Source organism: Flavobacterium sp. HBTb2-11-1 (genome assembly GCF_009826975.1).
Classification (GTDB): Bacteria; Bacteroidota; Bacteroidia; order Flavobacteriales; family Flavobacteriaceae; genus Flavobacterium.
The window spans coordinates 234,501-259,657 of record NZ_WUMO01000007.1; the positions used below are offsets into that span (position 1 = coordinate 234,501).

Here is a 25,157-nt window from a genome sequence, read left to right on the forward strand (position 1 = left end):
AATTTTGTTATTTGTTAGCTGTTATTTTGATAACAGATAATGTATTATTGTGAATTTTATTAATGTCATTTTTTAAAATTTTTCCTGTCTTTTTATCGAAAGTGATAGTTTTGTTTGGTCCGCCATAAAAGAGGGTCAAAGTCAGCGTGCTATCGGTTTCATTTTTAAATAGAATATCTTTTGCTGTTCTAATTTTGATATCCAAATTATCATTCATAATCTCAGAATCGTTGCATTTGATAATTCTTTTTTCAAATAATCCTTTTTTCTCAATTACTTCCAACCACGGATGAACCATTACGCTGTAACCCACAATTTGCGCTCTGTAATTTTCGTTGAGATCTTTATTTTGGTACAAACCTAAAGATGTACTTGAAAGCAGTAAAGCATAAAAAGGAAGCATCATAGCCATAATACTAAGTGCAAATGTTACTAGTATTGCTACCAAAAAAAGTTTGGCGATGAGTTTTTTCCAAAAAGCAATAATAATTACAAAACTGCTTATGAGCCAAAGCCATGATAAAACAACGTCGCTATAATAACCACGCAGACTGATTTCTTTAAAGTAATATAAAAGGCAGTCAAGCAGAAAAAAAACGCAGATAATGAAATAAACTCGCAATATTATTTTTTTACTCGGACTCATAATTTTCCTAAAATATAGTGTAAAGCAAATACCAAAATAGTTGATAAAGCCAAAATAGGGAAGAAAGAGAATGAAAGGGTGTGCATTATTTCTTCATTCAAAAGATACGTGCTCCAAGAAGATTCGCGATCGACAAAAATGCCATAATCCCAAATAAACCAGACCAAAATCAAGCAAACGAATTCAAGTCCGATTTTTAAATAATTGTTTTTTATGAAAGTAAATAACAGAAAAATAATCGTTAGGAAAATCGTTGTGAATACTGACATTAAATAAACATCATCAAAAAAAGAACAATCTAAACAACCGCTTGACATTCTTTCAGAAAAGCTTCCCATTGCCCAATAGATTTCTACGAAAGTAAAAACGAAAAGAAAAACTGCAATTAGAATGACTTTTTTTAAGAGCGAAAATATTTTGTTTTTTAAGTTTTGATTCATTTTGAAAAGTTTAATAAGCTTTTGTAATGTCCTGTTTGGAATTTTATTTCGAACAAAAATAGAAAACAGTTTTTAAAGAAATATCTTTCAAAAAATATAATTGTATCAAAATAACTTTTATTAAAAAATAAAATACTTAACTGTTTGATAACATGAAAGATAATTTTGATTATTTACCTTTAATTAAAATTTTAATTATGGATATCAATTGGAACATAATAGCGATTGTCGCAATATTGGTAATTATTCTTGTTGTGCTGACAATCAGAAAAAATCAGCGAGAAAAAAAGAAATTAGAAAAGTTGCTAAACAACGATTTTAAAAAAGCTGAAAAAAAGAGAGTGGATGCAGATGATGCTGCAAATGAGAAATAATTAGAATTAGTTTTTCTAAAAAATGAAATCCTTGTAAAACAGAATTTACAAGGGTTTTTTGTTTTGTGGAGAATATCGGATTCGAACCGATCACCTCTACGCTGCCAGCGTAGCGCTCTAGCCAAATGAGCTAATCCCCCGTGTGTTTGGATTCGAGCATTCGAATCATCGCCTTCCCGATTTTTCATCGGGACGCTCTAGCCAAATGAGCTAATCCCCCGTGTGTTTGGATTTGAGCATTCGAATCATCGCCTTCCCGATTTTTCATCGGGACGTTCTAGCCAAATGAGCTAATCCCCCAAAGTGTTAACAAATAAAGTCAATTTATTCTCAAAAAACAAATTTCTAGAAGTTTCAGAGGAATTATTTTCAAAAGCGTAACTTTACCTTTAAATGTAATTTTTATGAGCCTAGAAAATACAAACGGAAGTTTAGAAACTTCTTTTCAAAATAATATTGCAACGGTGCAATTTGGTCATCCAGCCAGTAATTCTTTTCCGCGCACTTTGTTAGATGCTTTGACTGCTGAAATAAATAGTTTAAGCCGAAATGAAGAAGTTTCGGTTATTATTTTAAAAAGCGAAGGAGAAAAAACGTTTTGTTCTGGCGCTTCTTTTGATGAACTTTTGAAAGTCGAAAATGAAGAACAAGGTGTAGAATTCTTTTCGGGTTTTGCACATTTGCTGAATGCTATGCGAAATTGCAATAAAATTATAATCGGACGTGTACAAGGAAAAGCTGTTGGCGGCGGTGTCGGAATTATTTCGGCTTGCGATTATGTTTTTGCAACTCAGCAAGGTGATATTAAATTATCGGAACTAGCAATTGGAATTGGGCCTTTTGTAATTGAACCAGCCGTTTCTAGGAAAATCGGAAAAACGGCAATGACACAAATGACCTTAGCTGCTCACGAATGGAAATCGGCAGATTGGGCTTTCCAGAAAGGCCTTTATTCGGTTATAAGTGACTCCGAAAATTTAGATAAAGATGTCGAAAGTTTTGCCCAAAGATTAAGTTCTTATAATCCCGAAGCGCTTTACGAAATGAAAAAGATTATTTGGGAAGGAACAGAGCAATGGGAATCTCTTTTGTTTGAACGCGCAGCTATTACAGGGAAGCTAGTTTTATCTGATTTCACTAAAAATGCTTTGCTTCAGTTTAAAAAATAGGTATGATATAAGTCATTGATTTTAGAAAAATAGGAGCATAGCTTTGAAAAAGTTTTAAAATCAAATTTTCACTACATAAATTATTGAACATGACTATTATTTCGCTAATGCAAAAAGTTGACATTGCAGAGAAAATTAAAGACGCTCCAGACAGTGGTTATCAAATTGGGGTTGTCATCGGATCTTTTATTCCGTTTCTGGTTTTGGGCGGAATTGCTTTGTGGATGTATACTCGTGCTAAAAAAAGAGCTAAAAACGGCAATTAATTTGTAAATTTGCAAGCTTAAAATTAAAAATCGATGAGTAATATCAGAATTACAAAACAATTTAGTTTCGAAACCGGTCACGCTTTATACGGTTACGACGGAAAATGCAAGAACGTTCACGGACACAGTTATAAATTATCGGTAACGGTTATTGGTTCGCCAATTACAGACCGATCGAATGTAAAGTTCGGAATGGTGATTGACTTTTCTGATCTAAAGAAAATTGTAAAAGAAGAAATCGTCGATCAATTTGATCATGCTACTGTTTTCAACCAAACAACTCCGCATGTCGAATTGGCAAATGAATTGAAAAACCGTGGGCATCATGTTATTTTGGTAGATTATCAGCCAACAAGCGAAAATATGGTGGTTGATTTTGCTGAAAGAATTAAAAATCGTCTGCCTGCCGGAATTTCTCTTTTCTCATTAAAACTTCAAGAAACAGAATCGTCTTTCGCAGAATGGTACGCAAGTGATAATTTGTAAATTCCAAATTCCAAACTCTTCTGCATCGCTCAGAGAGACAAAAGTCTAAAATTCTAAGAAGTCTAACAATCTAAAATTCTAAATGAAAAAAATATATTTTGCTTCAGATCAGCATTTTGGTGCGCCAACTCCAGAAATGAGTTTGCCTCGCGAAAAAAAATTCGTGGCTTGGATTGATGAGGTTAAAGAAGATGCAGAAGCAATTTTTTTATTGGGAGATTTATTTGATTTTTGGTTTGAATATAAAACAGTTGTTCCAAAAGGTTTTGTGCGCATTTTAGGTAAGTTGGCTGAAATTCGCGACAGCGGAATTCCAATTTATTTTTTTGTTGGGAATCATGACCTTTGGATGAATGATTATTTCGAAACTGAGTTGAATATTCCGGTTTATCACGATAACAAAGAATTTACTTTTAACGGAAAAACGTTCCTAATTGGTCACGGAGACGGAAAAGGTCCAGGCGATAAAGGTTATAAACGAATGAAAAAGGTATTTACCAATCCGTTTTCAAAATGGCTTTTCCGTTGGCTGCATCCAGATGTTGGTGTAAGTTTAGCTCAATATTTATCTGTGAAAAACAAATTGATTTCTGGCGACGAAGATGTGAAGTTTCTTGGAGAAGAAAACGAATGGCTGGTTTTATATGCGAAACGCAAACTAGAATCCAAACATTACAATTATTTTATTTTCGGACACCGCCATTTACCTATGATTATTCCTGTTGGAGAAAATTCGGAATATGTAAATCTTGGCGATTGGATTGGATATTTTACTTACGGTGTTTTTGACGGCGAAAAATTCGAGCTTAAAAAATTCGAAAAATAATTACTTCGCATTCGGATAAATGCCAATTTTATGCGTTCGCAGAATATATTCTGAAAGTTGTTTGCTGTTTGAAAGCTGAAATTTAATTGCTCCAGATGCTTTTTTCGGCATATGGCATTCTACGCAATTGCTGGCCAATAACTTCTCAGGCATTGTTTTTAAAGTAGTTTCTTTGTGTTTTAAACCTTGATGGCAGCTCATACAGATTTTTGAATACGAAGCCATATTTTTAGAAGCATTTTCATGAGGATTATGGCAAGTAATGCAATCCATTTTATCGCTTTTGATGAAACATTTACTCTGCGCCATCAATCGATACTGATTGCCATGAACATCAAAATTTGCGGTATCAGTAATGCTTTTGGTTTCACGAAAGAATTCGGATAAATTATCTCCGGGTTTAAATTCAAAACGAGATTTCAATTTCATGCCGTCATTTCCTGCGTGACATAAAGCGCAAGCATCCAATTTTTGCTGTCTGTTTAAGGTTTTGAAACTCGCAATGCTATTGGCAACTTTTACGTTTGGATTTTTTAGATGAAATTCAACATGTTTTTTGGCGGGGCCGTGGCAACGTTCGCAATCAATTCCGTAAACTATTGTTTCCTTTCTAATGATATCTTCAACATCCATAGACAAGAAATTTTTATTTGCTGAACTCTGATCAACTGTTCTCGAACTTATATTCGAACTATGGCAAGAATAGCAATCTTTTACCACCATACGGTCAAAATACGGCTTATCGGCAGGAAAGCCTGGACTTGTTGCCCAATTGTTTATGGAGTGATAAAAAGAAACGGGAAGTTCGTAAGTATTGTTGTTTTTCCAATAAACAGAGGTTTGAGCATGTTTGGTCCCAAAAACAATTTCAAATTTATACTTTGAAACTTCCTTGTTGTTTTTATAAACAACTTGATACAAGCTATCTCCATGTTTTTCCATGACCAATTTGGTCTCTTTATCGTAAATGAAAGTATGGTTTTTAGAATCAAAATCGCCTGATACATTTCCTAGAATTGCTGGAGAAGTTGCCTTAAAATGCGAACTTTTGAATGCCATGTCAGATTGCACTTTATGGCATTGTATACAGCTTTCTGACCCCGCATAATCGGTTCCGCGCGGATCAATATATTCCTCTGATTTGTTGTTGCAGCTGACAAAGAGAATTGCCAGAAGTAATAAGGTAAGTAGAAATGCAGTTTTTTTCATTGCTGTAAATATACTTTTTTTTGAATGGAATCAAAATATATTTCAATAATGAAAAAATGCTGTTAAAATATTTAGAATACTTCTTAATTCATGCCAACTCCATAAACATATTCATCTAGTTCAATTTTGAATAAAGAACCTTCAACCAAATCTTTAATCGATTTCAATTCGGTCATGTTTACAGCTAAATCTATAGAATTGCAAGGTGTTTTCAATAAAAACTTATGGCATGAATATTTCATTTCGCATGCTTCACAACAGGAGTTTTCGATCATGCTATCTTCAATCAAATCGCAAAAATGATTTAATTCTTGAACTGTAAAATAAAAGCCAGTTTCCTTAAAAACCAATTGTACTTTGTCTGAAATTGTAGTGTTCTGATCTTTCCAGTAAAAAGCTATTCCAAAGTTATTATGATATATTTGTTCAATTTCTCTCATCGCAAATCCTTTTATTTCAACAAATATAAATATTATTTATATTAATTCTAAATAAAAAAATCATAAAAGTTTGAAAAAAATCTTTGCTCGTTTTGCTTTAGTTCATGCCCGAACCGTAAATGTATTCGTTGAGGTGAAGTCGAAATAAAGAACCATCAACCAAGTCTTTTATAGAATCTAATTCCTTTGGTGATATTTCTAAATCTATAGCAACATACGGTGTTTTCAATAAAAATTTATCGAAGGCGCGTTTTACGCCACGTGCATCATAATCATTGTGGTCGGTTACGCAGTCTTCAATTAAATGGTGAAATTCATTTAACTCTTGAACAGAAAAGTAAAATCCCATTTGTTTAAAAAGCAGTTGGATTTTATCTGATATAATTTCGTTGCCTTCTTTCCAATAAAATGAAATTCCAAAATCGTTTCGGTATATCTGCTCGATGTCTTTCATGGCAATTTTTTTAGGCCACAAAGGTACGGACTCTTTGTACTAATACTTGATTAAGAAAAGCATAAAAAAAAGCTAAAAATCAGAATTAGTGTTTTGATTTTTAGTTGTTTATGTAGGTTTGTGAATTTGCTTTTTTTACAAAATTCAATTGTTATTTCAACCAATATTTTAACTTGGAAAGAAAAGCAGCCTGTTGGTCAACAAATAAATAATGTGAGCAATTGTCTAGAAAAACAAAACGTTTTTCGCCAGTTATTGCCTTAAGAGAATTAATTTGTGCTGATGAAAAAATGCCATCTTGTTTTCCGTAAATTCCATAGATTGGAACTTCAGCGGTTTTGATTTTCTTTAAAATCGGACGCGTATCAATATTGTTTTGCTTTTCGTTTTGATAAAAAACTAGCGGAGCATTTTTATTTCGAATATTGGTTTTGAAAAATTCTCCAGCTTCATAATCGGAATATAATTTTTTAGATTCTGACGTTGGATTTGGCATTTTGAAGAAATTATTTTCTCCTGCCAGCTCAAAGCACTTTTTTCGATAATCAGCTGAATTTTTATCCAGATTCTCTACAATATTGATTCTTTTTAATTGTTCAGAATCGTTGCTGTATTTCTTTTTTAAAGTATCTAGAATATGGTTATAAGTTTCCTGTTGCGAAAATAAAGCTCCAGCCAAAACCAAAGCGCTCACATTCTTCGGATATTTATTAGTATAAAGTGTCGCAACCAAACCGCCAAAGCTATGCCCTAATATAATTGCTTTCTTTAAATGATATGTTGCATAAATAGAATTTAAATCCTGAAAAGCTTCGTCATAAGTAAACTTTGCATTTGGATCTGCAGATCTTCCTTCACCTCTTCGGTCATAAGCAATAACATAAAAACCTTGATCGGCCAATTTTTGAGCTGTTGTTCCTTCAAATAAAGTAGCGTTTCCACTTGGGCCACCGTGAATAAAAATTATGGCTTTATTCTTTTCGTTTCCGTAGGTTTTGATGTAAAGACTTTGTCCTTGTGCAAAAAGAGAAATTGTTAGGAATAAAGAAAGAAAAAATGATTTCATTTATTGGAAGACTTATTTTTTTAGAGGTATTCGCAGGATAGTGTCTTTTGCGATATAATGATTTTCAGTGTAATCGTAATCTTTTAAAACAAGATGTATTTGCACACAACTATCTTCAATTGTAACGTCTTTTTTTTTGAAATAAAGATCTTCTTCAAATTTAAATTCTGCCAGCTTCTTCTCAAACAAAAAGTGTTTCTTTTCAATTACTTCGTAGTTACAACATGCACCTAAGAAACCTGTAATTTTTTTGTTTATTTGAATTTGATCATTTTCAAATCTACAGTCAGCAGGAGCAAAAAACAGAAACAAAAAAGAAGAGATAATAGCACCTAAAATTCCGTCCATGAGCCATCCGAAAAATGCAAATATGGGATAGAAGAAATAAAACCCGAAATAGATAGCTTTCTTTTTAAATGGTTTTATGTAATAAAAGAAAAGAATAGCGGCCGAAACATAAAATAAAATTTTAAGAATTAAGCGAATATCAGAATTTAAGCTAATTCCAAAAGCGTCAAAAAATGGGACATTAATTATAAGTATAAGTAATGTCCCTAAATGAATTCTTAAAAGTATTTTTTTTTACTTTTTTCATCTATTCCAATTTATGATGTTCATCCATATCTCTTTTCAAATCTAAATTTCTAAAAGTAGGCGATATAAATCCGAAACCTAAAACGGTCAAAAGCGTAACACTTCCACCAAAAACAACAGAAGTGACAGCGCCCATTATTTTGGCAGTTGCGCCGCTTTCAAAAGCTCCTAATTCATTAGAAGAACCAACAAAAATTGAGTTTACAGCACCAACACGTCCACGCATATGATCGGGAGTTTTAAGCTGTAAAATAGTCTGACGGATAACTACTGAAATTCCGTCGGCCAATCCGCTTAAGAATAAAGCGAAAACAGAAAGCCAGAAATAAGTTGATAATCCGAACAAGATGATGGATAAACCAAAAACAAATATGGCAATTAAAAGTTTCTTCCCTGCATTTTCATACAAAGGCACATAAGCAGAAACTAGCATTGTGATAAAAGCTCCAACCGCAGGAGCGGCTCTTAAAATTCCGAAACCTTCAGAACCAACTTTCAAGATGTCTTGGGCAAAAACAGGTAATAATGCTACGGCTCCTCCAAAAAGTACTGCGATCATATCGAGTGATAAGGCTCCTAAAACTATTTTGTTTTTAAATACAAATGTCAAACCTTCCATAAGACTATCTTTTATAGATTCTCCCATTTTCGGATTGATAATTGGTTTCTGGCTGATTTGTGATAAGGCAATTAACGAAAGAATCGAGAATCCGAAAACCAAACACATTGACCAGTGAACGCCAATCCAATTAATTGAAAATCCCGCCAGCGCAGGTCCCATAACAGCTCCAATCTGCCAAACCGAACTGCTCCAAGTTGCCGCATTTGGGTATACTTTTTTTGGAATAATTAAAGACAAAAGCGAGAAAATAGTTGGTCCCATAAAAGAACGGACAATTCCGCCAAAAAATACAAGTGCATAAATCGAGTATAAAATGTAATCTTTAGATAGACCGCCAACTACTTTTGGCCAAGTCAATAAGAAAAGTCCAAAACTAATTACTGAAAAACCTAGAATACATTTCACCAATAAACCTTTTTTTTCTCTCTGATCTACAATATGTCCGGCAAACAAAGACATTGAAACGGCAGGGATAATTTCCATTAGACCAATAATTCCTAACGAAAGCGGGTTTTTAGTTAAGCTATAAACTTCCCATTCTATTACAATAAATTGCATTGACCAGGCAAAAACCATCGCAAAACGCAATAATAAAAATACGTTGAATTCTTTATAACGAAGTGCCTGATAGGGATCTGGCTTGTTGGATTTAATCTCTTCCATCTGTTCTAATGTCTTTCAGCATAAGCTGAGTTGAAATTGTACCGTTCCATTCATTTTCGGCAATGGTATACGCCAGCTGAAACGGATTCTGATTTTGTGCTATGTTTAATTTTTTTCCGAGTCCAAAGCCAATTGCGGCGATTCCATCAGAATTATTTTGTTTTACGAAAAGTCTTAAATGCTCTTCTTCTGCGCCTAAAGTTTTGGCATAACCTGTATCTATAAGATTTCGGGTCATAAAAACTGGTGTCATATTCTGCGGACCAAACGGTTCAAATTGTTTTAAAATGCGGATTAGTTTTGGCGTGATGTCTGAAAAATCAATTTCAGCATCGATTTCAATTTCTGGAGTTAGCATTTCGGGCTGAATAGTTTCTTGTACGCATTTCTCAAAAGCTTCTTTAAAAAGCTCATAGTTTTCGGCTTTCAAAGTCATTCCTGCGGCGTACATGTGTCCTCCAAATTGTTCCAAATGTTCTGAACAGGCATCCAAAGCATTGTAAACATCAAAACCTTTTACAGATCGGGCAGAAGCGGCATATTTATCTCCACTTTTTGTAAAAACCAACGTAGGACGATAATAGGTTTCAATTAATCTCGAAGCTACAATTCCGATTACGCCTTTGTGCCAATCTTCTTGAAAAACAACAGTAGAAAAACGTTCTTCTTCCTTGTTTTCTATAATTTGCTGAAAAGCTTCTTTGGTAATTTTTTTGTCTAAATCTTTTCGGTCTGCATTGTATTGTTCAATTTCTGAAGCGAATTGCTGAGCCTGTTCAAAATTGAATTCAGTTAACAATTCAACTGCGTGATTTCCGTGTTTTATTCTTCCAGCAGCATTAATTCTTGGTGAAATAATAAAAACAACGTCGGTAATATCGAGCACTTTCTTTTTTACCTGATGCGTCAAAGCTTTAATTCCAGGTCTTGGCTCGCTATTAATGACTTTTAAACCGAAGTAAGCCAATACACGATTTTCCCCTGTTATCGGAACAATATCGGCAGCAATTGCTGTAGCCACTAAATCCAAATACGGAACTAAATCTTCAATAGTTTCATTTCGATTTTGACCTAAAGCTTGAATCAATTTAAAACCAACACCGCAACCGCACAATTCATCGTAAGGGTAGGAGCAATCTTCTCTTTTCGGATCTAAAACTGCAACAGCATCAGGAAGGATTTCTCCAGGGCGGTGGTGATCACAAACAATAAAGTCAATGTTTTTCGCTTTCGCGTAAGCGATATGATCAATCGATTTGATGCCGCAGTCAAGAGCGATAATTAGGGAAATTCCGTTATCGTCTGCGTAATCAATTCCTTTATATGAAATTCCATAACCTTCGTCATACCGATCCGGAATATAAGTTGCAATATGAGGATAATACGATTTTAAATAAGAGGAAACCAAAGAAACCGCTGTTGTTCCGTCGACATCATAATCGCCGAAAATTAAAATGTTTTCTTCGTTCTGAATGGCTTGTTCTATTCTGGCAACGGCTTTATCCATATCTTTCATCAGATACGGATCATGAAGGTGTTCTAAAGATGGGCGAAAGAAATTCTTAGCTTCATCAAAAGTTTCAATTCCGCGTTGAATAAGTAATGTTGCTACAAAATCTTCTACATTTAAAGCTTGCGCTAAATGTTTAATTTTTTCTTCAGAAGGTTTTGGTTTTAATGTCCAACGCATTGTTGATTTTGGATTTTAGATTTTAGACTTCAGATTCGTGAAATCGTTTAATCTGATGGGTAATTTTTTTTGCCACAGATTAAAAGGATTATAATGATTATTTTTTTGCCACTAATTGGACGAATTTCCACTAATTTAATTCGTGATAATTTGCGCAATTCGCGGCAAACTTTTATTAATCTGTGTTAATCATTTTAATCTGTGGCGAAATATTTTGTACAAAAAAAGGCTTCGACTACGCTCAGCCTGACAAATGTTATTTTGCTTCTAAAGCATTTCCTTCAAACTGAATCCCGTCCCAACCTAAGTTGATGAAATTTCTAATGTTTTGGTGGTTCGTTCCGTTTGGATCTCCTAAAACTTCTTCGAAATAGAATGCTCCAAAACAAGCTAAAGTTTCTTCTTTGCTTAAGTTTTGCAATTTTGCGAAAGAAAACAATTTGCAAGAACCAGAATTTTCGCCTGCTGCGTTATGTTGAGTTCCGTTTTGGAAAGCAGTTGGAGTAAAGTTGTAATTTTCTTCGATTACTGCAATCGTTTCAGGAAATGTGATTTGTGTTGGAGTTTGTTTTACTTTTTCTAAAAAGGCTTGAATGCTCATGATTATAATTTGATTTTTTTTTGCCACAGATTAAAATGATTAACACAGATTAATAAAAGTTTGCCACGAATTACTCGAATTATCACGAATTAAATTAGTGGAAATTCGAGTAATTCGTGGCGGAAAAATAATCTTTTAAATCTTTTTAATCTGTGGCATAGATAATTATTCTTCGTCCTTAGAAAACTTACTTTTCTTAGGTTCTTTTGTTATTGTTTTTCCAGCAACGACAACGACGATTTCGCCGCGTGGTGCTGTTTTTTCAAAATGTTCTAAAACTTCTTTTGCTGTTCCGCGTACGTTTTCTTCGTGTAATTTTGATAATTCTCTCGAAACGCAAACTTGTCTGTCTTCTCCAAAATACTGAACAAATTCGCTAAGAGTTTTAACGAGTTTATGCGGAGAAACGTATAAAATCATCGTTCGGGTTTCTTCGGCTAAAGCCAAAAAACGAGTCTGACGTCCTTTTTTATCAGGCAAGAAACCTTCAAAAACAAATTTATCATTTGGAAGTCCGCTGTTTACAAGAGCTGGAACGAAAGCCGTTGCGCCTGGAAGACATTCGACTTCAATTTTATTTTCAACGCAAGCGCGCGTCAATAAAAAACCTGGATCTGAAATGGCTGGAGTTCCTGCATCTGAAATCAAAGCGATGGTTTCGCCAGCTTTCAAACGAGCAATTAAATTTTCAGTCGTTTTATGTTCGTTGTGCATATGATGGCTGTGCATGTGAGTGCCAATTTCAAAATGCTTCAACAGTTTTCCGCTTGTGCGGGTGTCTTCCGCCAAAATCAAATCGACTTCTTTCAAAACCCGAATGGCTCTGAAAGTCATGTCTTCAAGATTGCCAATTGGCGTTGGAACGATATATAATTTTGACATATTTTTTATTCGTGAAAAAGTAAAATTGTAAAAAGTAATTTGTAAAAAGTAATTTGTAAAAAGTAATTTGTGAAAAGTAATTTGTGAAAAGTGAAATGTTAAGAGAATTTTTTCTCGATAATTCCCATAAAACGTTCTGCGTAATCGTCTTTTCCTTCCCAGTTGTTGTAATCTGGTTTTACCATGTTTTCGATAAAATCTTTCGCTTCGCTATAAGAATCAAAAGTCATTAATTGGTTTAAAACGCGGCTATAATCTTCTGTACTGTTTCCAAAAAGATTTTTAGTAAATGCAATTCTGTCATTCAGATCGATATGAAAACCTCTCGCCAGTTTTTCATTCAAGCTTACGGCTTTTGGCTGAGTTGGAGTTTCAAGAATTGCAGTTTCAACTTTTTTATCTTCTTTGAAATCATTAATAGAAGGAGTTTTTGCAGGAGGAACAGCTTCAAAACTATCTACTTTTACAAACTGCGCGTCGGCATAATTAATTCCGAAATCTTCAAATTGAATCGTCGGCTGTGCAGGAGTTTCTTTCTTAGGTTCTTCTTTAACTTCTTCAATAAATGGTTCTGTTTCCAATTCAAAAGCTGGTTTGAAATCTGGAATCGGTTTCAACTCATTTACAGTTGTGAACGAAAGATCATCAATAGCTTTTTCTGTTTCTTCGGCCTTTTCAGCAACTGGCTCAACAATTTCTTCAATAACTGGCTTTTCAATTTCCGCAGCGATTGGTTCAACAGCTTCTTCGATTGCAGGTTCTACGACTTCAGCGATTGGTTCAGCAGTTTCAACAATTTCTGTTGGTTTTTGTTCCGAAATTTCATGTTCGTAAGATTCTTCAAGCGTGATAACTTTTTCTTCGGCTGGCGCTTCAAGTTCAATTATAGCAGGAATTGTCTCTTCTTCTTTTTCAAAAATGGTTTCCAATTCGGCTACAATATCGTTTTGCCCGATTGTTGGTTTTGCAGCGTCGAAATTCTCTTCTACAAATTTTAATACCGCTAATTTCTCGTATAATTTCTGAGTTTCAAGGTACAATTGATTGATATCGGATTTATTTTTTAGTTTTAAAATTCGATGTGCAATGCTAATTAAATCAGCTTCCAATTTTTTTTTCATAACTGTTGAAAATTATAGTGAATAAGGTATTTTAGTGTATTTAATGTCTGAATGTCTCTATTCTCAAGGAAATTCAAAAGATAATTTTTTATTTCTGTTAATACGCTTTCGCGAATCTAAGGTTTGGTAAAAATTTTCTACTTTTGAAAAAATGTAAAACAGTACATTTTTACATCAATTTATTGCCAGTACAAAGTAATAAAAACTATTCATTTTTAAAGGTAGAAAAATACAAAATGTTTCTCGAAAATACAGTAAATCACAAAGAACAATTTGGTTGGATTGAAGTTATTTGTGGATCAATGTTTTCGGGTAAAACCGAAGAGCTGATCCGAAGATTAAAGCGCGCCCAATTTGCCAAACAAAGAGTCGAAATCTTTAAACCAGCTATTGATACCCGTTATCATGACGAAATGGTGGTGTCTCATGATGCCAACGAAATTCGTTCAACTCCCGTTCCTGCCGCTGCCAATATTATGATTTTAGCTCAAGGCTGCGATGTAATCGGTATTGATGAAGCGCAGTTTTTTGATGATGAAATTATTACGGTTTGCAACGATTTGGCAAATCAGGGAATTCGCGTAATTGTTGCAGGATTGGATATGGATTTTAAAGGAAATCCGTTTGGGCCAATGCCTGGACTTATGGCAACCGCTGAATATGTAACTAAAGTTCATGCCGTTTGTACCAGAACAGGAAACTTAGCCAATTATAGTTTTAGAAAAACCGATAATGATAAATTGGTTATGCTTGGAGAAACAGAAGAATACGAGCCACTTAGCCGTGCAGCGTATTTTAAAGCGATGAAAAAGAATCACGAAAAATAGATTATTTTACTTAATATAAGCCTTGACAAAAACATTTTAAAATATGAGAAAATCGACTGTTTTATTGTTAATATTAATTGGAATTGCTGCCGCTTTTGTAGCTTATTTTCAATTTTACCTAGGCGAAAAAGAAGATGAAGTAAATACTGAAGTAGTAGAGTTAATTGCAAAATATAATAAAAGCTGTCCTTTAAATATTCAGGAAGGGATTCGTTTAGACAGCGTAAGTTTGCATGGAGAAAAAACAGTTCAATACAATTTAACATTATTGAATGTGACTAAAGAAACTGCTGAGGTAAATGTAATTCAAGAAGAAATAAGAAAAAGTCTTTTAAGCACTGCAAAAGCAAATACAGGACTTCAGGTTTTTAGAGAAAATGATTATACTCTGATTTATAGCTACAGTGATAAAAAGAAAGATTTTTTGTTTGATATAAAAATATTTCCTGATCAGTATAAATAAGGTTTAGAGGTATTATAAATTAAATCCGACAGGTTTCTGATACCTGGCGGGTTTATTGTTTTAAAGCAATTGTCAGGTTGAGCGGAATTGAAGCCTCATTTAGCCGAAGCTTTGACTCCGCTCAGCCTGAAAAGACGTAAACATTTAACATTATTGAAATGGTTTAAAAACAAAACCCGATAGCTTTAAAAACTATCGGGTTTGTTTATTTTAAATGAACTTACAGCTCTTATATGGTTTAAAAAACCTTAAATCTTCTTTCTCATTCTCGCCACCGGAATGTCCAATTGTTCACGATATTTAGCAATAGTTCTTCTCGCAATTGGGTATCCTTTTTCTTTTAAGATTTCAGCCAATTGATCGTCTGGAAGCGGTTTTCTCTTATCTTCTTCTTCAATCGTATTTTGAAGAATTTTTTTGATTTCAAGAGTGGAAACATCTTCTCCCTGATCATTTTTCATCGCTTCAGAGAAGAATTCTTTAATCAGTTTGGTTCCGTATGGCGTTTCTACATATTTGCTGTTTGCCACACGCGAAATGGTCGAAATGTCCAAACCAACCATATCTGCAATATCTTTTAAGATCATTGGTTTAAGTTTGGTTTCGTCGCCATCTAAGAAATATTCTTCTTGATAATGCATGATTGCATTCATTGTTACAAAAAGAGTTTCCTGACGCTGTCTAATGGCATCAATAAACCATTTAGCAGAATCTAATTTTTGCTTGATAAACTGAACCGCATCTTTCTGTGCAGTCGATTTGTCTTTAGATTCTTTATAAGTCTGCATCATTTCCTGATAATCTTTAGAAACGTGCAGGGAAGGAGCATTTCTTCCGTTTAAAGTCAATTCCAATTCGCCGTCCACAATTCTAATGGCAAAGTCGGGAACAATGTTTTCTGTTACTTTATTGTTTCCAGCAAAAGAACCGCCCGGTTTAGGGTTTAATCTTTCAATTTCGTGAATTGCTTTTTTAAGCTGTTCGTTAGACACGCTATACTTCTGTAACAGTTTATCGTAATGTTTTTTCGTAAAAGCATCAAACTGATTTTCGATGATGTCAATCGCTAAATCAACATATTCAGTTGGTGTTTTATGTTTCAATTGGAGCAATAAACATTCCTGTAAATCACGCGCGCCAACTCCAGAAGGTTCAAGCTCATGAATTACGGTCAACATTTTTTCGACCATTGCTTCATCAGTATAAATTCCCTGAGTAAAAGCCATATCGTCTACAATGTCAGGAATACTTCTGCGGATGTAACCCATATCATCAATACTTCCCACAAGGAATTCGGCGATTTCGCGTTCTTCATCATTCAAAATAAAAGTATTCAGCTGATTGATTAAATCCTGATGAAAACTGATCGGAGCCGCAAAAGGAGTTTCGCGTTCCTCGTCATCACTGTAATTATTAACCTGAGTTTTGTAATCAGGCGTGTCATCGTCGCTTAGATATTCGTCAATGTTAATGTCGTCTGCTTCGATTCTGTCAGATTCGTTATCATCATAATCATCGTAGTCGTCATTAGCATATTCATCAGCTTCGTAATCGTCTTCTTTACCCGCTTCAAGAGCCGGATTTTCGTTCATTTCTTCTAATAAACGCTGTTCAAAAGCTTGCGTAGGCAATTGAATTAACTTCATCAGCTGAATTTGCTGCGGAGATAATTTTTGGGATAATTTTAAATTTAAAAATTGCTTTAGCATATTTTGAGTTAAGAGTTATAAGTTATGAATTATGGGTTTTAGACTCACGAATTAGTAACTTATAACAGTTAAATATTTCTCTTAAATGATTATGAGTTAAGATTTAACTCTTAACTCATAACTTATAATTTATAACTTTCTATTAAAATTCCGCGCTACCAGGAGTTCTTGGGAAAGGAATTACGTCTCTGATGTTTGTCATTCCTGTTACAAACAATACTAAACGCTCAAATCCTAAACCGAAACCTGCGTGAGTTGCAGAACCAAATCTTCTGGTGTCTAAGTACCAGTATAATTCTTCTTTGTCGATTCCAAGTTTTTCCATTTTTTCAACCAAAACATCGTAACGCTCTTCTCTTTCAGAACCACCAACGATTTCTCCGATTCCAGGGAAAAGGATGTCCATGGCGCGAACTGTTTCTCTTCCAGGTTCTGTGTTGTCGTTCAAACGCATGTAAAACGCTTTAATGTTTGCTGGGTAATCGTATAAAATTACTGGACATTTAAAGTGTTTTTCTACTAAATAACGCTCGTGTTCTGACTGTAAGTCAGCTCCCCATTCGTTAATTAGGTATTGGAATTTCTTCTTTTTATTTGGAGTTGAATCTCTTAAAATGTCAATTGCCTCAGTATAAGAAACGCGTTTGAAGTTGTTTTCTAAAACGAAGTTCAATTTCTCTAACAAACTCATTTCGCTTCTTTCGGCCTGTGGTTTTGATTTTTCTTCTTCAAGAAGTCTTCCTTCTAAGAATTTCAAATCGTCTCCACAATTATCTAAAGCATATTTAATAACGTACTGAATAAAATCTTCAGCCAAATCCATGTTGTCGTCCAAGTCGTTGAAAGCCACTTCTGGCTCGATCATCCAGAATTCTGCCAAGTGGCGAGAAGTGTTTGAGTTTTCTGCTCTAAACGTTGGTCCAAAAGTATAAATCTGACCTAAAGCCATTGCAAAAGTTTCTCCTTCTAATTGTCCAGAAACTGTTAAGTTGGTATGTTTTCCGAAGAAATCTTTTTTGAAATCAATGTTTCCTTCTTCATTTTTAGGAAGATTATCCAAAGGCAATGAAGTCACTTGGAACATTTCTCCAGCACCTTCAGCATCAGCTCCAGTGATAATTGGCGTGTTTACATATACGAAACCTTTATCTTGGAAATATTTGTGAACTGCATAAGACAATACTGAACGCACACGCATAATCGCACCAAAAGCATTTGTACGTACACGCAAGTGAGCGTTTTCACGTAAAAATTCTAGAGAGTGTTTTTTAGGTTGCATTGGGAATTTCTCAGCATCAGAATCTCCAAGGATTTCCAATTTAGAAACCTGAATTTCATATTTCTGACCCGCACCTTTACTTTCAACCAAAGTTCCAATTACAGAAACTGCTGCTCCAGTAGTGATTCTTTTTAAAGTCTCTTCTGGTGTATTTTCAAAATCAACAACACATTGAATATTATTAATTGTAGAACCGTCATTTAAAGCGATGAACTGATTATTTCTAAAAGTTCTCACCCAACCTTTTGCATTCACTTCCTGTAACGTTGTCGTACTGTTTAATAAGTCTCTAACTTTTGTGTGTTTCATTTTTATATAATTGATATTAAATAATATTCGTTTTGAACAACTGCAAATATAATCGATAATAATTAATTTTTGAAGCTGTTTCCTGCTATCCGCTATATCTTTTTCTTGCTAAAGGAGCAAGAAAAAGGATGTCGCTTCTATCAGGGCTAGGGCAATCGGTTTCAAAAGAAGCAATTTCTCTTGTTTTTGTCATTCCGAGGAACGAGGAATCACACTAGTAATTCCGTAAAGAAAGTCGCCAATCTTTGTCGATTTCCGAGTGCGATTCCTCGTTCCTCGGAATGACAAACTGTGCGTTAATAATCTTTGTCAAAGTTTTAAACTTTGACAAAGATTTATGTTTTTTAAATTCGTGTCAATTCGTGAAATTCGTTGCAAAAAATTACTTCTCTAAACTCTCCAATTCCTCTTTTCTCGTTTTCTTCTTTTCAAAAGTTAAAACCAATGAAGGTAATACAACCAAGTTAGCAAACATTGCAAAAACCAAAGTACAAGAAATTAATCCTCCTAAAGCAATAGTTCCGCTGAAGCTTGATAAAGTGAAAGTCGCAAAACCTAAAATTAAAACAACAGAAGTATAGAACGTACTTACTCCAGTTTCTCTTAAAGCGCTGAAAACAGATTTCTTTACTTTTCCTTTGTTTTGTATCAGATCATGTTTGTATTTCGCCATAAACTGAATTGCATTATCAACCGAGATTCCGAAAGCAATACTGAATACCAGAATCGTTGAAGGTTTTAACGGAATTCCGAAATACCCCATTAATCCAGAAGTGATGCAAAGCGGTAAAATATTCGTAATCAAAGATGCCGCTACCATTTTGAACGATCTAAACAAATACAGCATCAAAATTGCAATTGTTAATATGGCAAAAAGCAATGATTCGATTAAGTTGTGTGCCAAGTAAGTTGTTCCTTTTTGGAAAACCAATGCTTTTCCTGTAATTGTAACTTCATAACGGTCTTTTGGGAAAATCTCATCAATTTTTTCGCGCAATTTCCCTTCTACTTTTGCCATTTCATCCGTTCCAATATCTTTCATGAAAGTCGTAATTCTGGCATATTGCCCAGTTGAATCTACATACGCTTTCATCAAATTTTCTTTGCTGTTTTTGGTTGCATTTTTAGCATAACCCAAAATAAAAGTCTGTTCCTGAGAAGTAGGCAATTGGTAATATTCAGGATTTCCGTTGTAGAAAGCCTGTTTTGCATATTTAACCAAGTTTACAACAGAAACTGGTTTTGCCAATTCTGGAATTTCAGAAATAGTATTCTGTAATTCGTCCATTTTGCGAATTGTAGATGGTTTCATAACACCTTTTTTCTTTTTGGTGTCAATCATGATTTCCAATGGCATTACACCGTTGAATTCTTTTTCGTAAAATAAAATATCTTTAAAGAAAGAAGCCGTTTTTGGCATTTCACCAATTAAACTTCCTGAAACTTTCATTTGTCTAACTCCATTTAAACTTACTACAAAAAGTACCGCGTAAATGATATAAACGATAGTTTTTTTGCCTTTCACTACAGTTGCAACCGTATTTAAAAGTGTCGAAATATATGTTTTGTCTAAATGGTATAAATGTTTTGCTTTTGGCAACGGCATAAAACTGTAGATAATTGGCACGATAAAAAGTGTCAATGTATAAACAGAAAGCACGTTGATAGAAGTTACCAATCCAAACTCAAAAAGTAATTCGTTTCCTGTAATCATCAAAGTTGCAAAACCAATTGCAGCTGTTAAATTGGTCATCAAAGTCGAAGATCCAATTTTTGAAATCACACGCTGTAATGCTTTTGCCTGATTGTTGTGCAGTTTAATTTCCTGCTGATATTTATTAATCAGGAAAATACAGTTAGTAATTCCGATTACGATAATCAGTGGCGGAATAATTGCTGTTAAAATCGTGATTTTATAACCAAATAACCCAAGCGTTCCAAACGACCAAGTTACGCCGACAATTAAGATGCAAATCGAAATAAAAGTGGCTCTGAACGAACGGAAGAAGAAAAAGAAAATCAAAGAAACCGTCAATAAAGACGCTCCAATAAAAAGCCCGATTTCGCCTTTCATATTATCCGCATTGATCGTACGGATGTAAGGCATTCCCGAAACTTTAAGATCGATTCCAGTTGTTTTTTCGAATTTATCGATTTTCGGAACTAAATCTTTTAAGATAAAAGTCTTTCTCTCAGCCGTGTTTACCAGCGCTTTGTTCATATAGATTGCAGAACGAACACTTCCGCTTTCTTTGTTAAACAGCAAACCTTCGTAAAAAGGCAGATTGTGAAACAAATCATACTGAACACTTTTTAAATAATTAGCGTCAAGCGCTTTGCTTTCGTCAATAAATGGCGCTAAAACAAACTTTTGATTTACAGTATCTTTTTCAAGTTTCTTTAAATCATTCAAAGAAATAACCAAATCAACTTCTTTTGCTTTTTTCAAACCGTTCATTAATTCGGTCCAAGCCGCATAATTTTTTGGTGTAAAGAATTTAGGATCTTTGAAACCAATAACTATTAGGTTTCCTTCCTCGCCAAATTTGTCTAGGAATTTTTGATAATCTTTATTTGCAATATGATTTTTCGGAAGCAAGTTAGCTTCAGTATAAGTCATAGAAAGATTCTTCCACTGATAACCAAAGAAAATAGTTAAAGCAGAAAGTATAACCAGAATCGTAATTCTGTTTTTAAGTATGATTCGGGCTAATTTTTCCCAAAATCCAACTTGGACAGTGTTTTTCATAAAATCTTTAAAAATGGATGCAAATGTAGTGAAAAGTGCTCGAAATCATAAATATTCGAATCTATTTTACTTAACGTTAACACAAAATTGATAGTGCTATTTTTGTCATAATTTGCCTTGTTTTAGCTGTAAACCATAACGTTTTCCCATATTTGCAAATAATTTCGATTTTAAGAAAATTTAGATTAGATAGTTTTCTTAACGAAAAAGCCTCATGCAGATTCAACAGATTGAATCGGATTCAGTAATTTTATTCGTGAATTTGACTTAAATATAAAACCACGCAAATGCAGCAAAACAATACAACTACTTTTATTTTTTTAGCAATTCTGTTGCTTTTAATTGTTATCATTTGTTTTATGATTTATCAATTAATGCAAACCAAAAAAGCTAAGGAAGATGCAGAAAAAAGTTTTTATGCCTTAGAATCAAAAGTCAACGATTTGCAATTGGAGAATTTGGAATCAAAACTGAATCCGCATTTGTTTAAGAATATTCTAAATTCGATTCAGTCGCATGCGTATCAGACTTATTTTGCTTTAGATAAACTTGCAAATGTTCTGGATTATATTTTGTACGAAAGCAAAAAGAAGTTTGTAACGGCCAAAGAAGAAATTGATTTTGCGATGAATTTAATCGAAATCAATAAAATTAAAATTAGTCCGCTTTTTGAACTTAAAGTCAAAACCAATATCAATCAGGAAGATAAATTGTACGATCAGCCTTTGCTGGCGCCTTTAATTTCGATTGATTTAATTGAAAATGCTTTTAAACATGCTGATCTTCAGAGTGCAGATGCTTTTATTTCGGTAGTTTTTGAGTTTAAAAATAATGCTTTTTTTATGACGGTTTCCAATAAAATTTCCGATAAAAAAGTATTGAAAAAGGAACGAAGCGGTTTTGGACACGCAACGCTTGAGCACCGTCTTCGCATCATTTATAAAAATAATTTTAAACTCGATAAGTTTATAGAAAACGACGTTTATATTGCTCATCTAAAAATTGATTTACTTGAATACAAAACTGAAATGCTTGCTTCTGGACGATGAGATTCCAGGATTAACGTATCTTAAAATGCTTTGCGAACAAATTCCAGAATTGGAAATCGTGAAAACATTTAATAATCCTGAAAAACTTTTGTCTGATATTCGTGAGTTAGATTTTGATCTGCTGATTTCGGATATTGAAATGCCCGGAATTGACGGGTTGCATCTGGCAGAAAAACTGCAGGACAAATTGGTGATTTTTTGTACGGCCTATAAAGAGTATGCGGCTGAAGCGTTTAATATAGATGCTGTAGATTATATTACAAAACCTGTAAAATTAGAACGTTTGCAAAAAGCCATCACAAAGGCTTTTGAGCGTTTTGAGAAATCAAATTCTGATAAAAAGTTTATACAGCTCAACACTGATAAAGGAAAAACGTTATTGTATTTTAATACAATTCAATACATAAAAACGGCTGCGAGCGATAGTCGCGATAAAACTGTTCTGCTTACTGATGGCAGTTTTTTGAATTTAAAAAATGTAAAATTCGACACGCTATTAAACGAATTGCCTGATGCTGATTTCTGCCGAATCAATAAAAAAGAAATTGTAGCGGTGAAGGCAATAAAGTTTTTTAATCATAATGAAATTGTGCTTCATCATTTGGAAGAAACTAATAAAAATACAACTTTAATTTTAAGTGAAACATATCGTTCTGATTTTTTGAGAAAGGTAAAATTATAACTTATTACAAAGTTTTTCCGACTTGTTACATACATTTAAAATTAGCAGGAAATTTGCTTTTTCACTTAAAACTCAGTTCTGATATTTGCTGCAATAAATCTAAAGAACGAGTTATGAATAACATTAAGAACTCTCTATTCTACGTAACAATTATTGGTGGTTTTACAGCGCTGATATATTGGGTAATTTCAAAAGGCGCCGCATTAGAAGTGGGGCGAAATATTGTAAAGAAAAGTGTTGAAAGCAACCATTGGAAAGACTTTCTGCATTCTATGGTCGATAACCTGCAGCATCCTTTGGCTATTTTATTGGCGCAGATTGTTACCATTATTTTAGTTGCACGTTTATTTGGATGGTTTTTTAGAAAAATAGGACAACCGTCTGTAATTGGCGAAATGATTGCGGGAATTGTGTTGGGGCCATCTTTGGTCGGAATGTATTTTCCGGAGTTTTCAGCGGCTTTATTTCCAAAAGAATCTTTAGGCAATTTACAGTTTTTAAGCCAAATCGGTTTAATCCTTTTCATGTTTGTTATCGGAATGGAACTGGATTTAAAAGTCCTAAAAAATAAAGCACACGATGCAGTTGTTATCAGTCACGCTAGTATTGTTATTCCGTTTGCTTTAGGATTGTCATTGGCTTATTTTATTTACGAAATCTATGCTCCGATGGGAGTAGAATTTTCTTCTTTCGGATTGTTTATGGGGATTGCCATGAGTATTACTGCTTTTCCTGTTTTAGCCAGAATTGTTCAAGAACGCGGCATGCAGAAAACCAAACTTGGTACTATTGCCATTACTTGTGCCGCTGCAGATGATATTACGGCTTGGTGTATTTTGGCAGTTGTTATTGCAATTGTAAAAGCAGGTTCGCTTGCAAGTTCACTGTATGTAATTGCAATGGCGATTTTGTATGTCATTATCATGCTGAAAATCGTTCGTCCATTCTTAAAAAGAGTAGGAGATTTGAATGCGACACGCGAAAGTTTAAATAAACCAGTAGTTGCCATTTTCTTTATTACGCTTTTAATTTCTGCTTATGCGTCAGAATTAATTGGAATTCACGCTTTGTTTGGGGCTTTTTTAGCGGGAGCAATTATGCCAGAAAACAACAAATTCAGAAACATATTTATTGAAAAAGTTGAAGACGTTTCGATTATTGTGCTATTGCCATTGTTTTTCGTATTTACAGGTTTACGTACCCAAATCGGATTATTGAATGACCCTGAATTATGGAAAATTACCGGTCTGATTATTTTAGTTGCCGTAGTTGGAAAATTCTTCGGAAGCGCATTGGCAGCAAAATTCATGGGGCAAAACTGGAAAGACAGTTTGTCAATCGGTGCTTTGATGAATACTAGAGGTCTGATGGAATTGGTGGTCTTGAATATTGGTTATGATCTAGGGGTATTGTCGACAGAGATTTTTACTATGATGGTCATTATGGCTTTGGTGACCACTTTTATGACAGGTCCGGCATTAGATTTTATCGGATTTATTTTTAAAGATAAAACTACAGCAGTTCCAGAAGAAATTGGAACTAAAAGCAAGTATAAAATTCTGCTTTCGTTTGCAACTCCAGAAAAGGGAAAAAAATTGCTTCAAATTGCCAATAGTTTAGTTAAAAAGCAAGGGGATAATTCTATTGTAACCGCAATGCATTTGTCTTTAAGTACAGAAGTGCATTCTTTTGACATTAAAGAACATGAACGCAAAATGTTGGTTCCTGTAATTGAAGAGTCACAGCGTCTGAATCAGAATGTGGTAAGTTTGTTTAAAGTTTCAAATGATATTGACTCGGATATTATCGATACTGCAAATCAAGGAGAGTATGATTTACTGTTGATTGGTTTAGGACAATCTATTTTTGACGGAACGCTGCTTGGAAAAATTCTTGGGTTTACAACCAGAATTGTAAATCCAGACCGTTTGATTGATAAATTTACAGGAAAAGAAGGATTGTTTGAGAATTCTCCATTTGATGAAAGAACACGACATATTATTGCTAAAGCAAAAATGCCAGTTGGAATTTTCATCGAAAAAAATCTAGAAGAGGTTAATCAAGTTTTGATACCTGTTTTTAATAAAGAAGATGCTTTTTTAATTGATTATGCTAAAAAACTAATCAATAATAACGGTTCTCAGATTACCGTTTTAGATGCCGGTGGAGAAGTGAAAAATACAAGAGAGATCCAGGAAACCATTCGTTCTATTGAACAGATTGCGCCAAATCATATCATGATTATGCACGACAGAACATTGAAGAAAGAATTTTTAGAAAGCCAGGACTTGATGATTATAAGTCTGGAAAGCTGGAAAAAACTAATAGAATCTCAAAGTATTTGGCTGAATAATTCGCCTTCGGTTTTAATTTTGAAACCATAAGCTTTTTGAAATTCCAAAATTTTAAAATCCCAAAATCCAATTTTACTGATTGGAATTTGGGATTTTTTTTTAGCCACGAATTCACGAATTTTAATGAATTTCTTTATGCGGTACTTGTCAATAAATTTCACAAATTAACCTAGAGGTAATTCGTGAA

The 25,157-nt window shown here is 33.9% G+C and carries 25 protein-coding genes and 1 tRNA gene; 10 read left to right on the forward strand and 16 right to left on the reverse strand.

The window, feature by feature from the left end:
- Positions 1–7: 7 nt before the first annotated feature.
- Both GR162_RS16870 and GR162_RS16875 read right to left on the reverse strand, forming a co-directional pair.
- Entirely contained in the window at positions 8–646 is a 639-nt protein-coding gene (locus GR162_RS16870; RefSeq protein WP_202393960.1) for a hypothetical protein, read from the reverse strand.
- A complete protein-coding gene (locus tag GR162_RS16875) occupies positions 643–1,086 on the reverse strand; it encodes a hypothetical protein (RefSeq protein WP_160783089.1) in 444 nt (147 codons plus the stop codon). Before GR162_RS16875 ends, GR162_RS16870 begins: the two co-directional genes overlap by 4 nt.
- 152 nt (positions 1,087–1,238) lie before the next feature.
- Between GR162_RS16875 and GR162_RS22175 the strand changes: the two genes are divergently transcribed.
- Complete coding sequence (locus tag GR162_RS22175; RefSeq protein WP_202393962.1) at positions 1,239–1,460, forward strand: hypothetical protein; 222 nt, start codon at positions 1,239–1,241, stop codon at positions 1,458–1,460.
- Between the two features lie 66 nt (positions 1,461–1,526).
- Here GR162_RS22175 and GR162_RS16880 read toward each other — a convergent pair.
- Positions 1,527–1,600 (reverse strand) — tRNA-Ala (locus GR162_RS16880).
- A gap of 264 nt (positions 1,601–1,864) precedes the next feature.
- Between GR162_RS16880 and GR162_RS16885 the strand changes: the two genes are divergently transcribed.
- The 4 genes from GR162_RS16885 (at position 1,865) to GR162_RS16895 (ending at position 4,207) form a co-directional block, all read left to right on the forward strand.
- Positions 1,865–2,629, forward strand: a complete 765-nt coding sequence (locus tag GR162_RS16885) for an enoyl-CoA hydratase/isomerase family protein (RefSeq protein WP_160783090.1) — start codon at positions 1,865–1,867, stop codon at positions 2,627–2,629.
- Positions 2,630–2,718: 89 nt separating this feature from the next.
- The gene (locus GR162_RS22180; RefSeq protein ID WP_008465178.1) at positions 2,719–2,895 is read left to right on the forward strand and encodes a hypothetical protein; all 177 of its coding nucleotides are present in this window, start codon (positions 2,719–2,721) and stop codon (positions 2,893–2,895) included.
- Positions 2,896–2,928: 33 nt separating this feature from the next.
- Entirely contained in the window at positions 2,929–3,381 is a 453-nt protein-coding gene (locus GR162_RS16890) for a 6-carboxytetrahydropterin synthase (RefSeq protein ID WP_008465176.1), read from the forward strand.
- Between the two features lie 82 nt (positions 3,382–3,463).
- Positions 3,464–4,207 carry a UDP-2,3-diacylglucosamine diphosphatase gene (locus tag GR162_RS16895; protein WP_160783091.1) on the forward strand — a complete coding sequence of 248 codons (744 nt, stop codon included), beginning with the start codon at positions 3,464–3,466 and terminating at the stop codon, positions 4,205–4,207.
- Here the strand turns inward: GR162_RS16895 and GR162_RS16900 are convergent, their stop codons facing one another.
- The 10 genes from GR162_RS16900 to GR162_RS16945 all read right to left on the reverse strand — a co-directional run bounded on the left by GR162_RS16900 (position 4,208) and on the right by GR162_RS16945 (position 13,549).
- The gene (locus tag GR162_RS16900) at positions 4,208–5,416 is read right to left on the reverse strand and encodes a cytochrome c3 family protein (protein ID WP_160783092.1); all 1,209 of its coding nucleotides are present in this window, start codon (positions 5,414–5,416) and stop codon (positions 4,208–4,210) included.
- 83 nt (positions 5,417–5,499) lie between these two features.
- Positions 5,500–5,856 carry a hypothetical protein gene (locus GR162_RS16905; protein ID WP_160783093.1) on the reverse strand — a complete coding sequence of 119 codons (357 nt, stop codon included), beginning with the start codon at positions 5,854–5,856 and terminating at the stop codon, positions 5,500–5,502.
- 97 nt (positions 5,857–5,953) lie between these two features.
- The gene (locus tag GR162_RS16910) at positions 5,954–6,310 is read right to left on the reverse strand and encodes a hypothetical protein (protein ID WP_160783094.1); all 357 of its coding nucleotides are present in this window, start codon (positions 6,308–6,310) and stop codon (positions 5,954–5,956) included.
- A gap of 151 nt (positions 6,311–6,461) precedes the next feature.
- Positions 6,462–7,376, reverse strand: coding sequence for an alpha/beta fold hydrolase (locus tag GR162_RS16915; RefSeq protein ID WP_160783095.1), 915 nt, complete (start codon positions 7,374–7,376; stop codon positions 6,462–6,464).
- 12 nt (positions 7,377–7,388) lie between these two features.
- Complete coding sequence (locus GR162_RS16920; protein ID WP_160783096.1) at positions 7,389–7,724, reverse strand: hypothetical protein; 336 nt, start codon at positions 7,722–7,724, stop codon at positions 7,389–7,391.
- A gap of 247 nt (positions 7,725–7,971) precedes the next feature.
- Positions 7,972–9,255 (reverse strand): MFS transporter, encoded by a 1,284-nt coding sequence (locus GR162_RS16925; RefSeq protein ID WP_160783097.1) that lies wholly within the window; start codon positions 9,253–9,255, stop codon positions 7,972–7,974.
- Positions 9,242–10,945: a single-stranded-DNA-specific exonuclease RecJ gene (gene recJ, locus GR162_RS16930; protein WP_160783098.1), complete on the reverse strand. Its 1,704-nt coding sequence runs from the start codon at positions 10,943–10,945 to the stop codon at positions 9,242–9,244. The genes GR162_RS16925 and recJ overlap by 14 nt, the downstream gene beginning before the upstream one ends.
- Before the next feature lie 256 nt (positions 10,946–11,201).
- Entirely contained in the window at positions 11,202–11,546 is a 345-nt protein-coding gene (locus GR162_RS16935; protein ID WP_008465164.1) for a HopJ type III effector protein, read from the reverse strand.
- A gap of 165 nt (positions 11,547–11,711) precedes the next feature.
- On the reverse strand, positions 11,712–12,428 hold the full coding sequence (gene rsmI / locus GR162_RS16940) for a 16S rRNA (cytidine(1402)-2'-O)-methyltransferase (RefSeq protein ID WP_160783099.1): 717 nt from the start codon (positions 12,426–12,428) through the stop codon (positions 11,712–11,714).
- Positions 12,429–12,526: 98 nt separating this feature from the next.
- Positions 12,527–13,549, reverse strand: coding sequence for a hypothetical protein (locus GR162_RS16945; RefSeq protein ID WP_160783100.1), 1,023 nt, complete (start codon positions 13,547–13,549; stop codon positions 12,527–12,529).
- Positions 13,550–13,785: 236 nt separating this feature from the next.
- On the opposite strand from GR162_RS16945, the gene GR162_RS16950 reads away from it, so the two are divergent.
- Positions 13,786–14,376 carry a thymidine kinase gene (locus GR162_RS16950; protein ID WP_035691333.1) on the forward strand — a complete coding sequence of 197 codons (591 nt, stop codon included), beginning with the start codon at positions 13,786–13,788 and terminating at the stop codon, positions 14,374–14,376.
- A gap of 43 nt (positions 14,377–14,419) precedes the next feature.
- Entirely contained in the window at positions 14,420–14,839 is a 420-nt protein-coding gene (locus GR162_RS16955; protein WP_008465155.1) for a hypothetical protein, read from the forward strand.
- 248 nt (positions 14,840–15,087) lie between these two features.
- Here GR162_RS16955 and rpoN read toward each other — a convergent pair whose 3' ends face one another.
- The 3 genes from rpoN to GR162_RS16970 all read right to left on the reverse strand — a co-directional run bounded on the left by rpoN (position 15,088) and on the right by GR162_RS16970 (position 20,885).
- Positions 15,088–16,548 carry an RNA polymerase factor sigma-54 gene (gene rpoN / locus GR162_RS16960; protein ID WP_008465152.1) on the reverse strand — a complete coding sequence of 487 codons (1,461 nt, stop codon included), beginning with the start codon at positions 16,546–16,548 and terminating at the stop codon, positions 15,088–15,090.
- A 142-nt stretch (positions 16,549–16,690) separates the two neighbouring features.
- The gene (gene asnS / locus GR162_RS16965; protein WP_066033413.1) at positions 16,691–18,136 is read right to left on the reverse strand and encodes an asparagine--tRNA ligase; all 1,446 of its coding nucleotides are present in this window, start codon (positions 18,134–18,136) and stop codon (positions 16,691–16,693) included.
- A gap of 382 nt (positions 18,137–18,518) precedes the next feature.
- Positions 18,519–20,885, reverse strand: a complete 2,367-nt coding sequence (locus tag GR162_RS16970) for an RND family transporter (protein WP_091135419.1) — start codon at positions 20,883–20,885, stop codon at positions 18,519–18,521.
- A 287-nt stretch (positions 20,886–21,172) separates the two neighbouring features.
- Between GR162_RS16970 and GR162_RS16975 the strand changes: the two genes are divergently transcribed.
- From GR162_RS16975 to GR162_RS16985, 3 genes are all read left to right on the forward strand, one after another.
- Positions 21,173–21,934 carry a sensor histidine kinase gene (locus tag GR162_RS16975; RefSeq protein ID WP_066033415.1) on the forward strand — a complete coding sequence of 254 codons (762 nt, stop codon included), beginning with the start codon at positions 21,173–21,175 and terminating at the stop codon, positions 21,932–21,934.
- Entirely contained in the window at positions 21,897–22,616 is a 720-nt protein-coding gene (locus GR162_RS16980) for a LytTR family DNA-binding domain-containing protein (protein ID WP_160783101.1), read from the forward strand. Before GR162_RS16975 ends, GR162_RS16980 begins: the two co-directional genes overlap by 38 nt.
- Positions 22,617–22,729: 113 nt before the next feature.
- The gene (locus tag GR162_RS16985) at positions 22,730–25,000 is read left to right on the forward strand and encodes a cation:proton antiporter (protein WP_160783102.1); all 2,271 of its coding nucleotides are present in this window, start codon (positions 22,730–22,732) and stop codon (positions 24,998–25,000) included.
- Positions 25,001–25,157 lie beyond the last annotated feature (157 nt).